This window comes from Porphyromonas somerae DSM 23386, assembly GCF_000372405.1.
GTDB classification, from domain to species: domain Bacteria; phylum Bacteroidota; class Bacteroidia; order Bacteroidales; family Porphyromonadaceae; genus Porphyromonas_A; species Porphyromonas_A somerae.
In genome coordinates this window covers 1-18,824 of record NZ_AQVC01000008.1, presented here as the reverse complement: position 1 = coordinate 18,824, position 18,824 = coordinate 1, and the positions used below count along the sequence as shown (strand labels likewise).

Below are 18,824 nucleotides of genomic sequence, written 5' to 3'. Positions count from 1 at the left end.
AAATAATATTGTTTTTATCTCGTTAATATAGTAGTCCAAACATCCAGATAGGCACTCCCGCTATGTCGCCATTCACTTCGTCGCTACAAAGGATATTAAGCGTGTCGGAGGGAGTGCTTCTACGACGCACCCCTTTACAGATAAAACGCACTGGGAGCTTTCCATTGATCACGAAGTCCACACCCGATTCATCGGCTAGATTCACCTCCAGCCCCGCATCTAGCACACTTGCTAGAAAGAGTGTCTTTGCCTCCAAAAGTGGCTGTGGCTCCTCCTCTCTGATCACCCTTAGGATATTGGTATCATTAAGAAAGACTCTATCGGGCTTCTTGGGATACTCCCCACCCTCCTTATATATTAGGCGTATCAGCCGAGCATCGGAGAGATACTTCAGATAGTTCATCACCGTAGCTCTACTGGTATCTATTGCTTCACTGAGAGAAGATACATTCGTCACTCCATCACGCTGCCCGCTCACTAGGTAAAGCAACTTACGCAACTTTGGTAGATAGGTAGGGGCAATCTGACGGATATAAACCAAGTCTACCTCCAACAGCATATTCATATTCTTCGCAAGGTCCTCCGCGAAAAGAACTGCCTCCTCCCGATGTGGATAGTACCCTTTGCCGATGTATCCATCCAAAGCTAGCCACGGATCAACCTGCCGCCTTACCATCTTCTCAATTGACTGATAATCAAAAAAAATCTGGTCAATAGTCACGGTAGGGAGCGAAAGGTTGTAGTGATTATTGAGATACTCACGATAAGAGAACCCGTGAAGGTCACAAATCTTCATTTCCCCCTTGAGCTCTGGATACTCCTCCAGCGTCATCACACTAGATGCGGTGAAGACAATAATCAGCTCAGGTAATTCTTTACGGCATTGCATCAACTCCTCTGCCCAGCCTGGATACTTAAATACTTGATCTAGCAGAAGTATCCGCCCACCTTCGTGGTAAAATCCCTTCGCAAAGTGATAGATTGTATGGCTTGAGAAGTAGAAGTGGTTGAGGTTGACATAAATAGCCCGCTCACCTTTTTGGCTAGTGAGCAGTTGACCCATCTGCATCAATTGGTGCGTCTTACCGATACCGCGTGTACCACGGATACAAATAAGTGGCAACTTTTCGGCAGAGGCAAGGCAGTGTAAAGTGCAATCACGGCTCGAAGCACAGCCCTGTAGACCTGCTTCCGACCGCTCCACGCCCTTCAACTCAAGGCACATATCTCCACTCAGAATGCCATTCATCCGACATAGTATTTATTTCCCACTGCAAAGATACCTCTAAATACTGAATTTGACAACTACAGATTACAGAAAAAGGTATTTAATCACGAAAGACAACCAAGTTCCATTAATTATGCCCTTGAACTAGGATGGGACAAAAAAATAGTCGCCATTATATTATTCAGTCAAATAAAAAATGACTAACTTTGACAAAAATACAAAGTAACCCTACAAGATGAATACAATAACTAGCAAACACTCAGCTCTCCTTGAGTACTTTTGCGGTAGCAAGCATAACCAAGAGGAGCTCGCCGAATTGACAGAAAGACTTCAATGTGCCCCTACTAAGGTAGAGAGATTTCGGTCGGGCCAATTTGTCGCGCATCAAGGCGATTCCATTGACTCCCTCGTGCTACTCACCAAGGGAGTAGTACGTATTGAGGTAGTTTCTCCCACTGGAGATCGGCTCTACACCAATGAGCACGAAGCTCCTTTTCCGCTCATTGCCTCACTTCTCTACTCATCAGAGCAGCGATTTGCCAACGATATCATCGCCGTCAAAGACTGCGAAATAGAATACTATGACCGTGAAATTGTTGAGAAGCTTTTGGAAGAGTGCCCCACCTTCCGCAGAGGTTTTCTCACCTTTAGTAGCAACCTTATCTACGGGCTTAGTCAGCAGCTACAGATATTCTCCATCCGCAAGATCAAGGGAAAGCTAGCTTACTTTATCCTACAAAAGATGGAGCCAAGTGGCTACTTCTCGCTCGACATGAGCGTCACTTCACTTGCAAAGTACTTTGGGGTGACCCGCTCGGCTCTCTCAAGAGTTATTTCAGAATTGGCTAGTGATGGAGCAATCTACTACACCAGAGGGTTTGGCGAAGTACTAGACATAAAGAAACTAAGAGACTCCATCTAACCGCCCCCCAAAAGCTCAAGAAACTACCGCTATCAATGGCTCAAAGCTCATTGATAGCGGTATTCCTTATATATAGGCTTTACTTACTGCTCTGACTCCTTCGGCACCACATCTTTGATGGAGAAAGAGGTTCGATGCACACGGTGATTATAGTCCTGTACAATAGCCTGAAGCAGATGCGTATAATGTGCCACAATAGAGTCATTCGGCATCACGTCAGCTCCAGGCCCCGTTTGCAGGCGAGCTACTGGTGCCTCCACTCTCACTTCGCCATAAGGCGTCATTGCCACAGTCACCTCCTTTGCAAATAGCAGGTACTGATTATAGTAAAAGTTGAGCCCTATATGCTCCGCCTTTTTATCAAAAATATTCGCCCCATAGCTTAGCACAGGATCAGTGATCCCAAGCAGATACAAGAGCGTGGGCAGGATATCGGTATGCTGCACCACATACTCATCAACACAGCCTTTTAGTTTTCCTTGAGGATCAAAGAACGCAATCGGTACCGCCGCCTTACCAGGCAAGCACTGGTATAGAGGTTCATCGCTCACACTAGTATGGTCGGCGGTCAAGACGAAAAGTGTATTCTGGTACCACGGTTCCTCCTTTACCCTTTCAAAGAACTTCTCAAGAGCAAAGTCGGCATACTGCACTGTGCGATGTATCGGCAGACTTCTTCCCTCAAACTTTTCCTCAAACTCATCAGGCAGCACAAAAGGATTGTGATTAGAAAGCGAGAAGTAAAACGCCCCAAATGGCTGCTTCAGACTTTCAATATCCTTAGCCATGGCCAAACTAAATGGCAGGTCATGCACCGCCGACCCCGCCATCCCTATTCGGTCGTTCGCAGCATCGGTATACTCCTTATCATAGCTCTCAGCCGTGTACTGCTTTTCCACCCCCACTCGCTCCAGCATCTCAAAGAAGCCCATCATCCCCTCACGATCACCGTGATAAAACTTCAGGTCATAACCACTATTCTTTAGCGAACGAGGCAGCCCAGTATCGTAGCTGGTATAGTGCTCAAAGTCCTTCTCCAGCCGACTTCGGTTATTAAAAGTAGCTCCAAAAGTAGGCATAGAGATATAAATAGCGGGGAAAGAATCAATCGACCGCTTCCCCGAGGCAAACCCATACTGGGCGTACAAGGTCTCAGGTAAAAGTCGGTCAAGGAATGGAGTGAGGCTATGGCCATTTGAAGTCTCTTTATTGAAGAACCCTACAAACTCCTTAGCCATGCTCTCCATCTGGATAATCACCACATTTCGCCCACGCATAGAGGCAAAAAGGGTATCACTGTCCGAGAGAGGTGCTGCCTTATAATAAGGAGTAAAGTGGCGAGACAATTCTGCCTCAGAGTAAAAGGAATACTCCTGCCGCTCCGAGCCATCCTTCAAAATTGTCACAGGAGAATTAAGCACAATTGGGAACTGCTTAAAATCACTCATATAGCGAGCGCTCAATGCCATCAGATCACTAAAGCTCTTACCACCCAAATACCAAAAAGGCAGCAACACAATCACCAGAATAAGAGGCAACAATCCATCTCGCCACGAAAGAGTATCCCCTATAGGCTTACGCTCAAAGCGAACCATCCGATACCCAAAGACACCTAGCAGTATAATCAAAGCAAAGGCTACCGTCAGAGGCCAGTAATCCACAATAAACTCACCATACAGAGAGCCAAAGTTAGCCCCTTCAAACTCACTGAATACATCGCGATTAATCCGCCTATAGACAAAGGGATAATAGCCCGCATCAGAGATATTGGCAAAAGTAAAGAGTACGTAAGGCACGAAGTAGGCTGCATGCCGCACCCCTCTATACCAACCATATTCCTCTACCCTACTAGGTAAGAACTGGCCCACTCCCACCATAATATAATAGAGCAGAAACCCATAAGCCACCGCCATCATATCCAAGAGCAAGCCCCCCTGCATCAATCTTAGCAATTGCCCCACCCCTATCTCTGAAAAGAGGCTATAATTATAATAAAAGTAGACCAAGCGACACAGCTGCATCATCAATAATGCAAGAATCGTGTGCCAAAGGAGGACTACCCAGCGTTTATTTGTCGTCCACATTCAATACAAATCCTTATTAATTGAGAATGCTCTCCCAATAGAGATACCACCTCATGATAGTACTTCTATAAAAAACATTCCAATAGTCTTCTCTCAAAATTGGCACAAATGTACGAAATAATTCATTTAACGAGACAACACAGACAGTAACGTTCCCAAAAAAGGGCCATAGAATGCTCCCTATTACAGATATTTTTGGTAACATTGCAAATCCATTTATTGGAGAGGTGGCAGAGTGGACGAATGCGGCGGATTCGAAATCCGTTGTAGCACTAGTGCTACCGGGGGTTCGAATCCCTCCCTCTCCGCTAATAGCACTCTGAAATCAACGTCATAGAGCACAACACCGTTTGTGGGAACAACCAATGACTTAAGAGAAATACACAATATTTATACTACTTGCAATTTACAAGAAACATGAAAAGAGACGAGAAGGTATTTGACCTGATTGCACAAGAGAGAGCGAGACAGACAAAGGGTCTAGAGCTTATCGCATCCGAAAACTTCGTGAGCGACCAAGTGATGGAAGCGATGGGAAGCGTGATGACCAATAAGTATGCCGAGGGCTACCCTGGCAAGAGGTACTATGGTGGATGCGAGATCGTAGACCAATCCGAGCAGCTGGCCATTGATCGGCTCAAAGAGATCTACGGAGCTGTCTGGGCCAATGTTCAGCCCCACTCTGGTGCACAGGCCAATAACCCTATTTACCTCACCTGCCTACAGCCAGGAGATACTTTCATGGGTCTCAACCTTGACCACGGTGGTCACCTCACCCATGGGTCTCTAGTTAATAGCTCGGGCATCATTTATCATCCAGTAGCCTACAACGTAAAGGAGAGCGATGGTCGTATTGATTACGACGAGATGGAGAAGCTCGCAAAGCAGCACAAGCCAAAACTCATCGTAGGTGGTGGCTCAGCCTACTCTCGCGAGTGGGATTATGAGCGGATGCGTGCCATTGCCGATGAGGTAGGTGCTATCCTTTGGGTAGATATGGCACATCCCGCAGGACTTATCGCTGCTGGTCTACTCAAAAACCCAGTGAAGTATGCTCACGTAGTCACCTCTACTACACACAAGACCCTCCGTGGCCCACGTGGTGGTATCATCCTCGTTGGCAAAGACTTTGAGAATCCTTGGGGCAAGAAGACCAAGAAGGGTGAGACCCGCACCTTCACTTCACTTCTCGACTCTGCCGTATTCCCAGGGCTACAAGGTGGACCACTAGAGCACATCATCGCAGCAAAGGCAGTAGCCTTTGGCGAAGCACTACAGCCAGAGTTCAAGGATTACCAAAAGCAAGTACTCAAGAACGCCGCTGCTATGGCCGAGACCTTTGTTGAGCTAGGCTATAAGGTGATCTCCAATGGTACCGATAACCACTTGATGCTGGTAGACCTCCGCCAAAACTTCCCCGACCTTACCGGACGTGTGGCAGAGACTGCACTCGGCACAGCCGATATCACCATCAATAAGAACATGGTACCATTTGACACCCGCTCGGCTTTCCAAACTAGTGGTATCCGCGTAGGAGCACCAGCCCTCACCACCCGAGGGCTGAAGGAAGAGGAAGCACGCGAAGTGGTTCGCAAGATCCACCGTGTCCTCACCGCACCTACCGATGAAAAGGTGATTGCCACGGTACGCGCCGAGGTAAATGAGATGATGAGCCACAGACCTCTATTCGCTTGGTAATCCCCCATCACTCATATATATAATATAAATAATTACCCCCGTGAGAAGACCTCTTCTCTCGGGGGTAGCTCTTTTATATCCATACCCAACAAGGGTTGTATGTATTCTTCATTGAGAATGTTGCACAAAGTGCCATTCTCGCACATTTGCTTCAAATGTGCCGAGACTTTGCACGAAGGACGAGATGCAAGGCCTGAGGATGAGGGCAAGGTGCACGCAGGGCACCAAGGCCCCACAGGGCTGAAGGGAGCGTACTTATGTACGTGACCGAGGCCCGAATTCCGAAAGCAACGCAGCAGATCGCCTTCGTGCAACAGTCTCTTATTGATTTCAGTTCAGCTGAAAGGCATCAAAAGCCCATTTATAACTCACTGGAATAAAGCACTATATATTATCGAATATTGAGATGCAACTAAGCAATCGGTTAGTTGCAACTAAGCATTTGCTTTGTTGCATCTCGGCAATTGCTTAGTTGCAACTCAACTTTTGCTTACTTTACCTATCGGTTTATTGCATCATAATTCGCAGTCAAATAGCACTTGCTTCAACATAAAATTTTATCCTTCCTTTTAGAGCAAACGATGAGCTAGATAGGTCGGGAGAATTTGGTAACTTTGTACTTGTCTCGTAGATTGGGGCAAATAGTATAGAAAGATATGAGAAGTGTAACGATACTTGGCTCTACTGGTTCCATTGGCACGCAGGCCCTTGAAGTGGTGGAGCAACATTCTGACCAACTAAGGGTACACGCCCTAGTGGCCAATAATAGTGTGGATGCCTTGGTAGAGCAGGCGAAGAAGTTCGGCCCCGCGGTAGTCGCTATTGGCAATAAAGCACACGAAAAGGAGCTGAAGAAAGCCCTCAAGGGGCTAGATATTGAGGTACTAGCAGGAAGGGAAGCCATCGTGGAGCTGGCAGGCTCTATTGATGCCGATATGGTACTGACCGCTATGGTAGGTTTTGCTGGGTTAGAGCCCACCATCAGTGCCATAGAGAGTGGTCGTACCATTGGCCTTGCCAATAAGGAGACTCTGGTGGTAGCAGGTGAATTGATCAAGCAACTTTGTCGGCAGCATGGGTCACTAATCCTTCCTGTAGATTCGGAGCACTCCGCCATCTACCAATGCCTACAAGGAGAGCAGATGAGTGCGGTGGAGAAGATCTATCTCACCGCTTCGGGTGGTCCCTTTGTAGACCTACCCAAGGAAGCACTTAGCGAGGTGACCCCCGAGATGGCTCTAAAGCATCCCAACTGGAATATGGGACCTAAGGTGACCATTGACTCCGCCACTATGATGAATAAGGGGCTGGAGATGATTGAGGCACACCACCTATTCAATGTACCTGCTAGTGCTATTGAGGTAGTGGTGCACCGCCAAAGTATCATCCACTCTATGGTGGGCTACCGAGATGGCAGCATCAAAGCACAGCTCTCCTATCCCGATATGCGGCACCCTATTGCCTACGCCTTGCTTTATCCGCAAAGGCTAGAGGGAGCTCGCCCACTACTCACAGTGGAGCAGATGAGCCACCTCACTCTGGAAGCACCTCGCCGAGACGACTTCCCTTGCCTCTCACTTGCTTACGAGGCTCTTGAAAGGGGAGGCACTAGTCCTTGTACCATGAATGCAGCCAATGAGGTGGCGGTGGAGCGCTTTTTGCAAGGGAAAATACGATTTACAGACATTCCACGCATCATCAAGCATACCATGGAGGTGGCCCCTGAGCGAAATGCCTCTAGCCTAGCAATCCTTGCGGAGGCAGATGGCCAAGCAAGAGCCATTGCACAAGCGTGGTACGAAGGGATTTAGACGAAAAAATATGGGGATACTACTAAAAGTAATACAGCTACTACTAGCTCTATCTATACTGGTGACGGTACATGAGTTGGGGCACTTCCTCTTTGCTCGCCTTTTCAAGATCAGAGTGGATAAGTTTTTCTTATTCTTTGACGTAGGGGGCAAAGCACTCTTTCGGTTCCGTCCGAAGCGAAGCGAGACAGAATACGGTGTGGGCTGGTTGCCTCTCGGCGGTTACTGCAAAATCAATGGCATGGTGGATGAGTCTCTGGCTCTAGAGGGTCTAGAGAGTGAACCAAAACCATGGGAATTTAGGAGCAAACCAGTGTGGCAACGGTTCCTCGTGATGGTGGGAGGTGTGCTCTTCAATGTACTCCTAGCTATGCTCATCTATGGTGGCATTGCCTACCATTGGGGCGTGGAGAAGCTACCGATGAAGGAGGTGGATAGCTGCTTGAAGTACTCCAGCGTAGGGCATCAAATGGGATTGCAAGATGGCGACCTCCCGGTAGCAGTAGATGGCAAAGAGCTCGCCTACTTTGAGGGCTCCATTCTGCAAGAGATTGCCAATGGGGAGACCCTCACCGTGGAGCGTGAAGGCAAGCGGGTAGAGGTGGCCATTCCAGTGGACTTTATGAGGGCAGTATTGGCGAGCAAAGAGCCCTTTTTCGCCATGGATCTACCGGCTCGCATCGATTCCATTGTGCCGAGTAGTGCAGGGGCTGCAGCAGGGCTTCAGCGTGGTGATGAGATTGTAGCGATCAATGGCGAAGCGATGGATCGGCTCTCCCTGGTACTCCCCAAGATCAAGGAGCTGAGAGGGGATACCATCTCCCTCTCTATCATACGAGGCGGTGCTCAAGAAGAGATTCGCAGTTATGTAGATAAGGAGCAAGGGATAGGCATCGCTTTTACGCCCCCAACGAAACTATTCAAGACCGAAAAACTAGAGTACGGACTATTGGAGTCGATCCCAGTAGGAGTGCGTGAAGCGGGTAAGCAGTTGAATAACTACACCGACCAGCTGAAGTATGTAGCCACCCCCGAAGGGGCACAGAGCCTTGGTGGCTTTGGCACCTTAGGAAGCCTATTCCCTTCCACGATAGATTGGCACGCCTTTTGGGCGATGACCGCTTTTCTCTCGGTGATATTGGCGGTGATGAATATCCTCCCTATCCCTGGATTGGATGGCGGCCACATTATGTTTTTAATCTACGAGGCGATCACCGGCCGAGCCCCCTCACTCAAGTGGCAGACGAGACTTCAGATATTTGGCATGATTTTATTGATCCTTTTGATACTCTATGCCAATATCAACGATGTGATTAGATTTTTACTATAGGGAGGTCAAGTGGCGGTCAATAAAGCATTTGAAATAGTAGAGCAGAAGCTGGAGTTCACTACACTTCGGCACGACCTCTATGCCCTTTGCGATAACGAGGTGAGTCAATTCCTCACGGAGCAGATGGGTTTTATGCAGTCAGGCAAAGCACTTCATAGCCGATTGGAACAGCTCAGTGAGATGCTCCAATTCACGGCATCGGGTGTGGATATCCCTAGCTTTAGGTTTGGTCCGCTTAGAGATGCCCTCCGCTCTCTTCGTCCAGAGGGGAGTTACCTCGAGGTGGAGTCGTTGCGTCCGCTTCGGGAGCTACTCATTGCGGTAGTGGAGACGAAGAGGGCGTTGGCGGAGAATGAAGAGTACCCTAATCTCTCTGAGCTAGCCATGGGTTTGGACGATCTGGTGGACCTGCGACGGAGACTGCACAACCTGATTGATGATGCGGGGGAGATCAAGGATACAGCGAGCAAGGAGCTAAGGGCGATTAGGAGCGAACTACGGCAGTTACAAGGCTCTATTGGGCAAACGATGCAGAGCATCCTCAGAGAGGCCAAAGCAGCTGGTTGGGTGGAGAAAGATGCCACGCCAGCTATGCGAGATGGACGTTTGCTCCTCCCTATTATCCCTTCGGCAAAGCGAGAGATCGGTGGCATCGTGCATGAGGAGTCGTCCACAGGCCGCACGCTCTATATGGAGCCGGAGCGGATGGTGGCGATGAACAATCGGATCCGCGAGAAGCAAAGTGAGGAGCAGAGAGAGATTGTGCGACTACTTAGGGAGTTTAGCAACTTCGTGAGGAGGGATATGCCGATGCTCCAACGCAATTGCCAAGGGATAGGCATTTTGGACTTCAATAGGGCTAAGGCACGACTCGCCAATGGGATGGAGGCGGTAATTCCACAACTCTCCACCGAGGGCGAGATGGAGTGGCAAGTGGCTAGGCACCCGCTCCTAGAGCGTCACTTGAAGTCACTCAATAGGGAATTGGTACCGCTTACTTTGAAACTGAATAAGGAGCAGCGACTGCTCATCATCTCTGGCCCCAATGCTGGCGGTAAATCCATTGCACTCAAGACGGTTGGTCTGCTCCAGTATATGCTCCAGTGCGGATTGGCAGTGCCTATGATGGATCATAGCACTTGCACCCTTTTTGACCAGATATTCCTGGATATCGGCGATGCTCAGTCGCTAGAAAACGACCTCAGCACCTACTCTAGCCATCTACAGGGTATGAAACGGGTATTGCGGGAGGCCACCTCGGAGAGTTTGATACTGATTGATGAATTTGGTTCGGGAACAGAGCCCACGATTGGAGGTGCGATTGCCGAGGCACTCTTGGATCGCTTTCGGCAGATGGGTTGCTATGGGGTGATTACCACGCACTACGGCAACCTCAAGGATTACTCGGAGCTCCACGAAGGGGTGGTGAATGGGGCGATGCTTTTTGATAGAGGGCGGATTGAGCCACTCTATCAGCTATTTATCGGTCAGCCGGGAAGCTCCTTTGCACTAGAGGTGGCGAGGAAGATCGGTTTACCTGGCGAGATCATTGATTATGCCAGTGAATTAGTGGGTAGCGACTATCTGCATCAAGATAAGTACCTACAGGATATTATTCGGGATAAGGCTTATTGGAAGCGGAAACGGGAGGAGGTAAAGCGGCAAGAGCGAAAGCTACAAGAGAAGCAGAGTAAGCTGGATGAGCGATTAGACAACTTCTCGGAAAAACGGAAGATCCTGCTGGCGAAGGCGGAGCAGGAGGCACTGGAAATAGTGAATAGTGCCAATGCAACTGTGGAGCGAACGATTCGGGAGATCAAAGAAGCTAAGGCAGAAAAGGAGCCAACCCAAAAGGCGAGGGCAAAGCTGGAGCGGAAGAAGTCTCATCTCAATCGACAGGCAGAGAAAAAGAGGGCACCAGCCCCCAACAAGAGGGAGCCGATCAAGGAGGGAAGTCGCGTGACCTTTGGCAATGGCAATGAAGTAGGCGAAGTGGTGGCTATTGAGGGTAAGAAAGCACGTGTGCGGCTGGGTAACCTCACCATGACGGTAGATGCCAGCAAGCTACAGCCAACAGAACGAGCCACCTCTGACCTCGTTGCACGGAGGCCTCAGGTGATTGAACAGCAGTCGAGCCAACGACGGCTCAATTTCAAGCCTCAACTCGATTGTAGAGGAATGCGGGTGGATGAAGCCCTTTCGGCAGTGGTTCAGTTTATTGACGATGCCAATCACTTTGGGTACAACCCTATCCGCATCTTGCACGGCACCGGAATAGGAGCACTAAAACAGGCGATTAGGGAGTACCTTCGACAGGATTCTAGGATCGCACACTATGAGGATGAGCTAGTAGACTTAGGCGGTGCCGGGATTACCGTCATCACACTTAGGGATAACTAAGCTCCATTTTATAGGCACAAAGAAGTTAATAGATTATGATAGTAGCAGAACAGAAAAGGAAGGAAAATGTAGCGGAATACATCCTCTATATGTGGCAGATAGAGGATACCATCAGGGCACTTGACTTTGATCTCACCCGCATCACTGAGTATGTACACGAGGGGTACCGACTAGAGAAGCCGATGATGGAGAAGGTGCTACTCTGGTACCTAGAGCTCGCCGATGCCATGAAGGCTGAAGGGATTACCGAGGTGGGGCACTTGCAGCAGCTCAACGACTTGATGGACTCGCTTCAGGAGCTCTCGGGTAAACTACTAAGGGAGCCAACTCAGACACTCTACTCATCGGTCTACTTCCAGACACTTCCCAGCATCATACAGCTACGCGACCTGACTGGCACCGACCAGATGGGCGAGGTGGAGACCTGCTTTGTAGGCATCTACGGTTATCTAACGCTCAAAGCAAGAGGCGAGGAGGTGACCGAAGCGACAACGGAGGCCATCAAACAATTCAGCACATTCCTAGCTATGCTCGCCGATCGTTTTCGCGAGGTAGAGGAGGGCAACCTACAACTTAGTGGGGAGGAGGAAGATGAGGAGTAAGAGAGTTTGGCTCACAGGAGCTAATGGTCTTCTGGGCACGGCCATTCAGGAGGTGGCTAGAAAGCACTACCCAGAGCTGGAGATACTCCCCACCACAAGGGAGACGCTCAATTATTCTAGCGAGGAGGAGATTGCTGACTTTGTGGCAAAGAACCAACTGGATATAGCGGTCAATTGCATCGCCTTTACCAATGTCGATGCTGCTGAATGCCAGTACAGTGAGGCACTTCTTGCCAATACCTCCATACCTTTGGCACTGGCCAATGCCCTCGGCACGATACCGCTGATACATATCAGTACCGACCATATCTTTGGAGGTGACCGAACGCCACGAAAGGAGCCCTACAAAGAGGAGGATATCCCGATGCCGGCCAATAGGTACGCGCTCACCAAGTTGATCGGCGAGTATGCGGTACACTACCACAAGCAGAATGCCTATATTCTTCGTACCTCATGGCTTTATGGTCCTGCCAAGTGGCCACACAAGAGCTTCTACAAAAGCATATTGAGCAATGCCCAAGCGGGTAAACCGCTTAGGGTGGTAACGGATGAAGTGAGTACTCCTACCTCTGTCTTTACCTTGGCAGAGGTTATCTTGGAGATCGCGAGTGAAAAGCAAGGGCCATTGCCTTTCGGCATCTACCACGTTGCGGACGTTGGACCTGCTTCTAGGCATACTTTTGCGAGCAAAATTGTGGAGCTTTTACCACCCGATACCTTAGTAACCGTAGGGAAGTGTACCCAAGCAGATTGGGCACTCCCCGCATTTCGCCCACACTTTAGTGCCCTCTCGACTGAGAAGATATCACACTTCTACCCCACACTCATCCGCCCATGGCAGGAGCGACTACAGGAGATTTACAATTACGACATTCAAGGAACAACTGATGAAATACAATAAGGAAGAGATATCAAGGAGAAGAACCTTTGCCGTCATTGCACACCCCGATGCTGGTAAGACGACACTCACCGAGAAGCTACTGCTCTTCGGAGGAGCGATACACGTAGCAGGGGCGGTGAAGAGCAATAAGATACGCAAGTCGGCAACCTCCGACTGGATGGAGATTGAGAAGCAGAGAGGCATCTCTGTCGCCACCTCTGTGATGGGCTTTGAGTACGAAGGGTACAAGGTAAATATCCTAGATACCCCTGGTCACCAAGACTTTGCCGAGGATACCTATCGTACGCTGACCGCCGTGGACTCGGTAATCATCGTGATTGATGGTGCGAGAGGTGTGGAGCTACAAACTAAGCGACTGATGGAAGTCTGCCGTATGCGTAAGACGCCCGTGATTGTCTTTGTGAATAAGATGGACCGAGAGTCGCAAGACCCCTTCGACCTTCTCGACGAGGTGGAGCAAGAGCTGCAAATCGCTACCACCCCACTCACCTGGCCTATCGATTCGGGTGACCGCTTCAAAGGAGTTTACAACATCTATGACAAGGAGCTAGAACTCTTCTCGGGAGCCGATAAGTCGCATGTCTCGGAGCGTATGGAGGTGGATCTCGATTCACCCGAACTGCTCAACTACCTGAGCGAAGCACAGGCAAAGCGACTGAAGAACGACCTGGAGATCATCGAGGGAGTCTACCCAGAACTCAATGAGGAGGAGTATCTAGAGGCCTCCCTTGCTCCTGTCTTCTTTGGCTCAGCACTCAATAACTTTGGTGTGAAAGAGCTGCTGGATACCTTTGTGCGCATCGCCCCATCTCCACGAGCTACCAAGGCTGAAGAGCGAGTGGTAGACCCTTACGAGGAGCCCTTCACCGGCTTTATCTTTAAGATACATGCCAATATGGACCCCAACCACCGCAGCTGTATCGCCTTTGTAAAGGTCTGCTCAGGTAAATTTGAACGGAATAAGTACTACACCCACGTAAGGCACAAAAAACAGATGCGCTTTAGCTCGCCCACCGCATTTATGGCACAGAAAAAGGAGATCGTTGATGATGCCTTTGCGGGGGATATTGTAGGTCTTCCCGATACAGGTAACTTCAAGATTGGCGACACCCTCACTTCGGGGGAGGTGCTCCACTTCAAGGGACTGCCTAGCTTCTCACCAGAGATGTTTAAGTACATTGAGAATGCCGACCCACAGAAGCAGAAGCAGCTCCAAAAGGGATTGACTCAATTGATGGACGAAGGGGTAGCACAGATGTTTACCAACGCCTTCAACGGTCGCCGTATTGTGGGTACTGTAGGGCAATTGCAGTTCGAAGTAATACAGTACCGCCTTCTCCACGAGTACCAAGCGAGCTGTCGTTGGGAGCCAATTAATCTCTACAAAGCTTGCTGGCTCTCTTGCGACAAACCCGAAGTACTAGAGGAGTTCAAGAAACGCAAGATGCAGTATATGGCCGTGGACACGCAGGGACGCGATGTCTATCTTGCCGATAGTGCCTATCTACTGAATATGGCGAAAGAGGAGTTCCCCGATATCACCTTCCACTTCACGAGCGAGTTCTAACTAGCGAACAGCATTCATAAGAAACCCCGACCCATCATAGGATAGGTCGGGGATTCTATTATATAGTACCTTTAGTCGCTTTAGATACGGTCAAGCACAAGCTGTACAAGGCCTTCGATAGTGCCCTTGTACTCGGTATTCATCGTCTCGCTCTTACGACCAGCAATAATCGTACAGATAGTCAGCACTCGGTGCCCTAGGACAGCACCTAAACCCGCCAATGCCGAGCTCTCCATCTCAAAGTTGGTCAGCTTCACCCCATTGTGCTCAAAGTTGATGATCTTCTCATTGAGCTTAGGATCCGCTAGCTTGCCACGAAGGCGACGACCCTGTGGTGCATAAAAACCATTACAAGCAATCGTCGCTCCTGGCACTACTCCTCCTGGAGTCACGAACTGCTCAATCATATCCTTTGGCGCTAGGACAGCATAAGGCTTTAGCCCATTAATCTGCCACTCTAGTTGCTTCATCAGCTCCGCTTCAAAAGCCTTATCGCACACCTTGTCCCGATCGGCATAGAAGTGGAGTACCCCATCAAAGCCAATCGCATAATTGGCAGCTACAAACGAGCCGATAGGGGCGAAGTCTTGCAAACCTCCCGAAGTGCCAACACGCACAATTGTCAGCTCCTTATGCTCATCCTTGGCAGTACGCGTTTTGAAATCAATATTGGCAAGTGCATCTAGCTCATTCAGCACAATCTCGATGTTATCACTTCCAATACCATGAGAAAGGGCAGTGACCCGCTTCCCCTTATAGGTACCAGTGATGGTGTGAAACTCACGGCTAGAGACATTGACCTCCACACTATCAAAGTGCGAAGCAATCATATCCACTCTCGAGGGGTCACCACAAATTACTAGCTTATCCGAGATATCCTCAGGACGCAAATGGAGATGAAAAATAGTGCCATCATTATTGATGATCAATTCCGACTCTGGTATAATAAATTTACTCATAATACTTCATTTAATGGGCGCTTGGCAAGGGTAACTTTCCCCGCACCCAGTTCATTATTTCTTCTTCTTATCTTCGTCAATAGCACCCATAGGCTTATGCTCCTTCTCATTACCCGTAGGACCAGCTATTGCTTCACGCATCGAGGTATCCGCCTCGATATTCTTCATCTTGTAGTAATCCATAATCCCTAGGTTACCACTACGGAACGCCTCCGCCATGGCGAGAGGCACCTCCGCCTCCGCTTCAATCACCTTAGCACGAGCCTGCTGTGCCAAAGCCCGCATCTCCTGCTCCTGAGCCACCGCCATTGCACGGCGCTCCTCGGCCTTAGCTTGGGCGATATTCTTATCGGCCTGAGCCTGATCCATCTGCAGTACCGCACCGATGTTTCTACCAATGTCAATATCGGCAATATCGATAGAGAGGATCTCAAAGGCGGTACCAGCATCTAGTCCTTTCCGAAGCACCAGCTTACTGATAGAGTCGGGGTTCTCTAGCACTACCGTATGCCGTTCGCTCGAACCGATAGAGCTCACAATACCTTCACCTACACGGGCGAGAATCGTCTCTTCACCAGCTCCTCCCACCAGTCGCTGTATATTGGCACGCACCGTCACACGTGCTTTGGCGATCAATTGGATACCATCCTTTGCCACAGCGGTTACAGGAGGAGTATCGATCACCTTAGGATTCACCGACATCTGCACTGCATTAAATACATCTCTACCTGCGAGGTCAATCGCCGCCGCCATCTTAAAGGATAGGTCGATATTGGCCTTATTGGCAGAAACAAGGGCATGCACCACCTGCTCCACATGGCCACCAGCGAGGTAGTGCGCCTCCAGCTCATCACGCGTCAGGTCGAGTCCCGCCTTGTGTGCCTCCACCATCGCCTTAGCGATCACATGAGGTGGCACATTACGGATACGCATCAAGAAGAGTTGCAATAGCGAGATACGCACTCCCGAGGCACGTGTCGATACCCACAATAGGATCGGGAAGTATCTCAGGAATAGAGCGATAAGGATCAGGGCTATTACTATAGCTATCACTATCCCTATCAGACTTGGAGAAATTGGATTCATAACTTTTGCTCTTTATTATTTCGTTTTACAAAGACCTTATTATACCGAATATCAGATATAACTATCGGCTCCCCCTCATTGATAAAACCCTCCTCCGACTCCGCTTCCACTAGGGTGCCACCCCCAAGGCGGATAGTACCCACAAGGGCTAGCCGGCTCTCCGCCACCCCATAGGCACCACGCTCCACCCCCTCAGGAAGCTTCACCGCCACCTCATCAACCGAATCCTTAAGAGCCACCTTTTGGATAAATTTGTTGCGGCTCAGCAGGTAAAACCCTACCACAAAGAGTACCACCGAGAGCAGTGCATAGAAAATGGCCATACTCACCATACCCTCTGCAAATAAGAAGTACTCCATAGCGATAAATCCTCCTGCACCTATGATGCCCATAAGTCCCAACCCTGGGATAAAGAAAATCTCCGCTAGCACCAGTGCTGCCGTCACCACAGCTACCAAAATGACCAAGAACGTCAACATCATAATTTATAGCTCTTAAGTAGTTTAATATCCATTCATCACTCACCACCCCTCCAAAGCCGAATGATCTCATTGCGAAGTGTAAAAAGCCGAGTCCGATACCCCTCACTCTCCTTCTCCAGCGAAAGCACTTCTTCCTTCAACTGAGTCGCAGTTCCACCCCTACCCAGCTGTAATCTCAACGCCTCCAAAGAGGCCTCACACTCCTTCAAAAGCTCCTGCACCTTCAGGTACTCTGCTACCAATCCCTCCGGCACCTGAGACCCTTGCAACCTCTGCTTATAGATCGCATCGTCTCCCACCCAAAAGAGCGGTTTCTCACCATTGCCTAGCATTGATTGGGTAGCTACAGCTTCCTTCTTACGGGGCTTCAGCTCACTGCCTAGCCACCTCGCCACTTCACGGAGATTCTCCCCCTCGTAGCGAGCCAACGTGCTAGGGGCAAAGCACCACAGACGGAGGCTATCCCCCCACGCCTCTCGGGCACTCACCATCCAGCCTACGTCCTGCTCCTCATCCACAATGTAGCAGAAGTCGTCCATCGGACTATTGAAAGGCAGCATCAGTTGCGTAGGCACCAAAAGCATCCCTTGTGCTCGGTCGTACCGACTCACATAGAGGTCCTTACCGCCTAAAGTATGTTGAGGGACCTCCCCTTTTTCCTCCTCCAAGGAGAAGTAAATCGTAGTGCCGTCACTCCCCACAAAGGGATAGCTGATTTGGCACCCCTCAGGAAGCCCATTCACCCTGACCACTTCGGGGTTTGCCTCGTCCCAACGCCCATCACCCAATTGATGATAGATATAAAAGTGGGGCACACTATCCGCATCACTCCCCACCTGCCAACGGCTCTTCCCATCGGGCGAAAGATAGGCACCCTCTTGCACCTCACCGAGATAGCTTGTCTCATGTTGCAAACGCTTCCAAACCTCTGCACGAGGTGCCACAAGGGTATCTAGCGTCGCCACCACACGGCTATTGGAGAGTAATCGCTCCACCAGCTCCAGATGCGCCACTACCTCGCCACGCTTGGCACGCTCCTCCTCCCCTCTCAGCCGAAGCCCTTCATACTGCTCCAGTCGCTCCCGAGCCGTCTCCAACCGGTAATCATTGATCGCCGAGAGCGTTGCCAGCCTCAGAGTCTCCGCACGGCGTTGATCTCTACGTGAAAGAGAATGGTACCAATGTTCCACATCGGCATAACGGCCCTCACGATAGGCGACCACCGCCTGGTCGTACGGAGAGAGTGGCCTCGTAGGTGGCTCCTCTGCCACCAAGCCCACACTCCATACCAAGAGCACCAATATCAATAGGTTTCTTTTCATCCTTCTCTACACAACTTATCTTATATCCCCAAAGATACCTATTTTACACCAATCTCACAAGGAGCCAATACACCAGCCGACCACAATCTCCACCTCCCCATAGTAGGTGAAAAGCTCGCTGAGTAAAACAGCAAAAATGCCCCTTTACAGAGAATGTTGCACAAAGTGCCATTCTCGCACATTTGCTTCAAATGTGCTGAGACTTTGCACGAAGGATGAGATGCAAGGCGCTGAGGATGAGGACGAAGGGAGCGTACTTACGTACGTGACCGAGGCCCGAATTCCGAAAGCAACGCAGCAGATCGCCTTCGTGCAACAGTCTCTTTACAATCAACTGAAATCCAACACCATACAAGGGCACTAGCCGAGATGCAACTAAGCAATCGGTTAGTTGCATCTCCACTTTTGCTCTACTACGCTATAGCCCATTTA

General features: G+C 49.7%; 15 protein-coding genes and 1 tRNA gene. 10 read left to right on the top strand and 6 right to left on the bottom strand.

What is annotated here, in order from left to right:
- Positions 1–22 precede the first annotated feature (22 nt).
- Entirely contained in the window at positions 23–1,225 is a 1,203-nt protein-coding gene (locus A3GK_RS10295) for an AAA family ATPase (RefSeq protein WP_162138130.1), read from the bottom strand.
- A 238-nt stretch (positions 1,226–1,463) separates the two neighbouring features.
- Here A3GK_RS10295 and A3GK_RS0102310 point away from each other — a divergent pair, with 238 nt between their 5' ends.
- The gene (locus A3GK_RS0102310; protein ID WP_018027921.1) at positions 1,464–2,150 is read left to right on the top strand and encodes a Crp/Fnr family transcriptional regulator; all 687 of its coding nucleotides are present in this window, start codon (positions 1,464–1,466) and stop codon (positions 2,148–2,150) included.
- Between the two features lie 83 nt (positions 2,151–2,233).
- Here the strand turns inward: A3GK_RS0102310 and A3GK_RS0102305 are convergent, their stop codons facing one another.
- A complete protein-coding gene (locus tag A3GK_RS0102305) occupies positions 2,234–4,234 on the bottom strand; it encodes an LTA synthase family protein (protein ID WP_244860714.1) in 2,001 nt (666 codons plus the stop codon).
- Between the two features lie 221 nt (positions 4,235–4,455).
- On the opposite strand from A3GK_RS0102305, the gene A3GK_RS0102300 reads away from it, so the two are divergent.
- The 8 genes from A3GK_RS0102300 (at position 4,456) to A3GK_RS0102265 (ending at position 14,543) form a co-directional block, all read left to right on the top strand.
- Positions 4,456–4,542 (top strand) — tRNA-Ser (locus A3GK_RS0102300).
- Positions 4,543–4,651: 109 nt separating this feature from the next.
- Positions 4,652–5,932: a serine hydroxymethyltransferase gene (glyA, locus tag A3GK_RS0102295; RefSeq protein ID WP_018027919.1), complete on the top strand. Its 1,281-nt coding sequence runs from the start codon at positions 4,652–4,654 to the stop codon at positions 5,930–5,932.
- A 656-nt stretch (positions 5,933–6,588) separates the two neighbouring features.
- Positions 6,589–7,743, top strand: a complete 1,155-nt coding sequence (locus A3GK_RS0102290) for a 1-deoxy-D-xylulose-5-phosphate reductoisomerase (protein ID WP_018027918.1) — start codon at positions 6,589–6,591, stop codon at positions 7,741–7,743.
- A 10-nt stretch (positions 7,744–7,753) separates the two neighbouring features.
- Entirely contained in the window at positions 7,754–9,073 is a 1,320-nt protein-coding gene (gene rseP / locus A3GK_RS0102285) for an RIP metalloprotease RseP (protein WP_026161663.1), read from the top strand.
- 9 nt (positions 9,074–9,082) lie between these two features.
- Positions 9,083–11,473: an endonuclease MutS2 gene (locus A3GK_RS0102280; protein ID WP_018027916.1), complete on the top strand. Its 2,391-nt coding sequence runs from the start codon at positions 9,083–9,085 to the stop codon at positions 11,471–11,473.
- A gap of 35 nt (positions 11,474–11,508) precedes the next feature.
- Positions 11,509–12,075, top strand: coding sequence for a DUF4924 family protein (locus A3GK_RS0102275; protein ID WP_018027915.1), 567 nt, complete (start codon positions 11,509–11,511; stop codon positions 12,073–12,075).
- Positions 12,065–12,976 (top strand): SDR family oxidoreductase, encoded by a 912-nt coding sequence (locus A3GK_RS0102270; protein WP_018027914.1) that lies wholly within the window; start codon positions 12,065–12,067, stop codon positions 12,974–12,976. Before A3GK_RS0102275 ends, A3GK_RS0102270 begins: the two co-directional genes overlap by 11 nt.
- Positions 12,963–14,543, top strand: a complete 1,581-nt coding sequence (locus A3GK_RS0102265) for a peptide chain release factor 3 (RefSeq protein WP_018027913.1) — start codon at positions 12,963–12,965, stop codon at positions 14,541–14,543. Before A3GK_RS0102270 ends, A3GK_RS0102265 begins: the two co-directional genes overlap by 14 nt.
- Before the next feature lie 80 nt (positions 14,544–14,623).
- On the opposite strand, the gene A3GK_RS0102260 is transcribed toward A3GK_RS0102265, so the two are convergent.
- Genes A3GK_RS0102260 through A3GK_RS0102245 form a run of 4 tightly spaced genes read right to left on the bottom strand, consistent with a single transcriptional unit; the run spans position 14,624 to position 18,392 of the window.
- Positions 14,624–15,502 (bottom strand): nucleoside phosphorylase, encoded by an 879-nt coding sequence (locus A3GK_RS0102260; RefSeq protein WP_018027912.1) that lies wholly within the window; start codon positions 15,500–15,502, stop codon positions 14,624–14,626.
- A 54-nt stretch (positions 15,503–15,556) separates the two neighbouring features.
- The gene (gene floA / locus A3GK_RS0102255) at positions 15,557–16,588 is read right to left on the bottom strand and encodes a flotillin-like protein FloA (protein ID WP_018027911.1); all 1,032 of its coding nucleotides are present in this window, start codon (positions 16,586–16,588) and stop codon (positions 15,557–15,559) included.
- The gene (locus tag A3GK_RS0102250; RefSeq protein ID WP_244860713.1) at positions 16,585–17,070 is read right to left on the bottom strand and encodes an NfeD family protein; all 486 of its coding nucleotides are present in this window, start codon (positions 17,068–17,070) and stop codon (positions 16,585–16,587) included. Before A3GK_RS0102250 ends, floA begins: the two co-directional genes overlap by 4 nt.
- A gap of 35 nt (positions 17,071–17,105) precedes the next feature.
- On the bottom strand, positions 17,106–18,392 hold the full coding sequence (locus A3GK_RS0102245; RefSeq protein ID WP_018027909.1) for a hypothetical protein: 1,287 nt from the start codon (positions 18,390–18,392) through the stop codon (positions 17,106–17,108).
- 193 nt (positions 18,393–18,585) lie between these two features.
- Here A3GK_RS0102245 and A3GK_RS11575 point away from each other — a divergent pair, with 193 nt between their 5' ends.
- Complete coding sequence (locus tag A3GK_RS11575; protein ID WP_018027908.1) at positions 18,586–18,756, top strand: hypothetical protein; 171 nt, start codon at positions 18,586–18,588, stop codon at positions 18,754–18,756.
- Positions 18,757–18,824: the final 68 nt, after the last annotated feature.

Excerpts from the sequence above, each read along its gene's own strand:
- A3GK_RS10295 (WP_162138130.1), bottom strand. The coding sequence starts at position 1,225 with ATGTGCCTTGAGTTGAAGGGCGTGGAGCGGTCGGAAGCAGGTCTACAG.
- A3GK_RS0102310 (WP_018027921.1), top strand. The coding sequence starts at position 1,464 with ATGAATACAATAACTAGCAAACACTCAGCTCTCCTTGAGTACTTTTGC.
- A3GK_RS0102305 (WP_244860714.1), bottom strand. The coding sequence starts at position 4,234 with ATGTGGACGACAAATAAACGCTGGGTAGTCCTCCTTTGGCACACGATT.
- glyA (WP_018027919.1), top strand. The coding sequence starts at position 4,652 with ATGAAAAGAGACGAGAAGGTATTTGACCTGATTGCACAAGAGAGAGCG.
- A3GK_RS0102290 (WP_018027918.1), top strand. The coding sequence starts at position 6,589 with ATGAGAAGTGTAACGATACTTGGCTCTACTGGTTCCATTGGCACGCAG.
- rseP (WP_026161663.1), top strand. The coding sequence starts at position 7,754 with ATGGGGATACTACTAAAAGTAATACAGCTACTACTAGCTCTATCTATA.
- A3GK_RS0102275 (WP_018027915.1), top strand. The coding sequence starts at position 11,509 with ATGATAGTAGCAGAACAGAAAAGGAAGGAAAATGTAGCGGAATACATC.
- A3GK_RS0102270 (WP_018027914.1), top strand. The coding sequence starts at position 12,065 with ATGAGGAGTAAGAGAGTTTGGCTCACAGGAGCTAATGGTCTTCTGGGC.
- A3GK_RS0102265 (WP_018027913.1), top strand. The coding sequence starts at position 12,963 with ATGAAATACAATAAGGAAGAGATATCAAGGAGAAGAACCTTTGCCGTC.
- A3GK_RS0102260 (WP_018027912.1), bottom strand. The coding sequence starts at position 15,502 with ATGAGTAAATTTATTATACCAGAGTCGGAATTGATCATCAATAATGAT.
- floA (WP_018027911.1), bottom strand. The coding sequence starts at position 16,588 with ATGAATCCAATTTCTCCAAGTCTGATAGGGATAGTGATAGCTATAGTA.
- A3GK_RS0102250 (WP_244860713.1), bottom strand. The coding sequence starts at position 17,070 with ATGATGTTGACGTTCTTGGTCATTTTGGTAGCTGTGGTGACGGCAGCA.
- A3GK_RS0102245 (WP_018027909.1), bottom strand. The coding sequence starts at position 18,392 with ATGAAAAGAAACCTATTGATATTGGTGCTCTTGGTATGGAGTGTGGGC.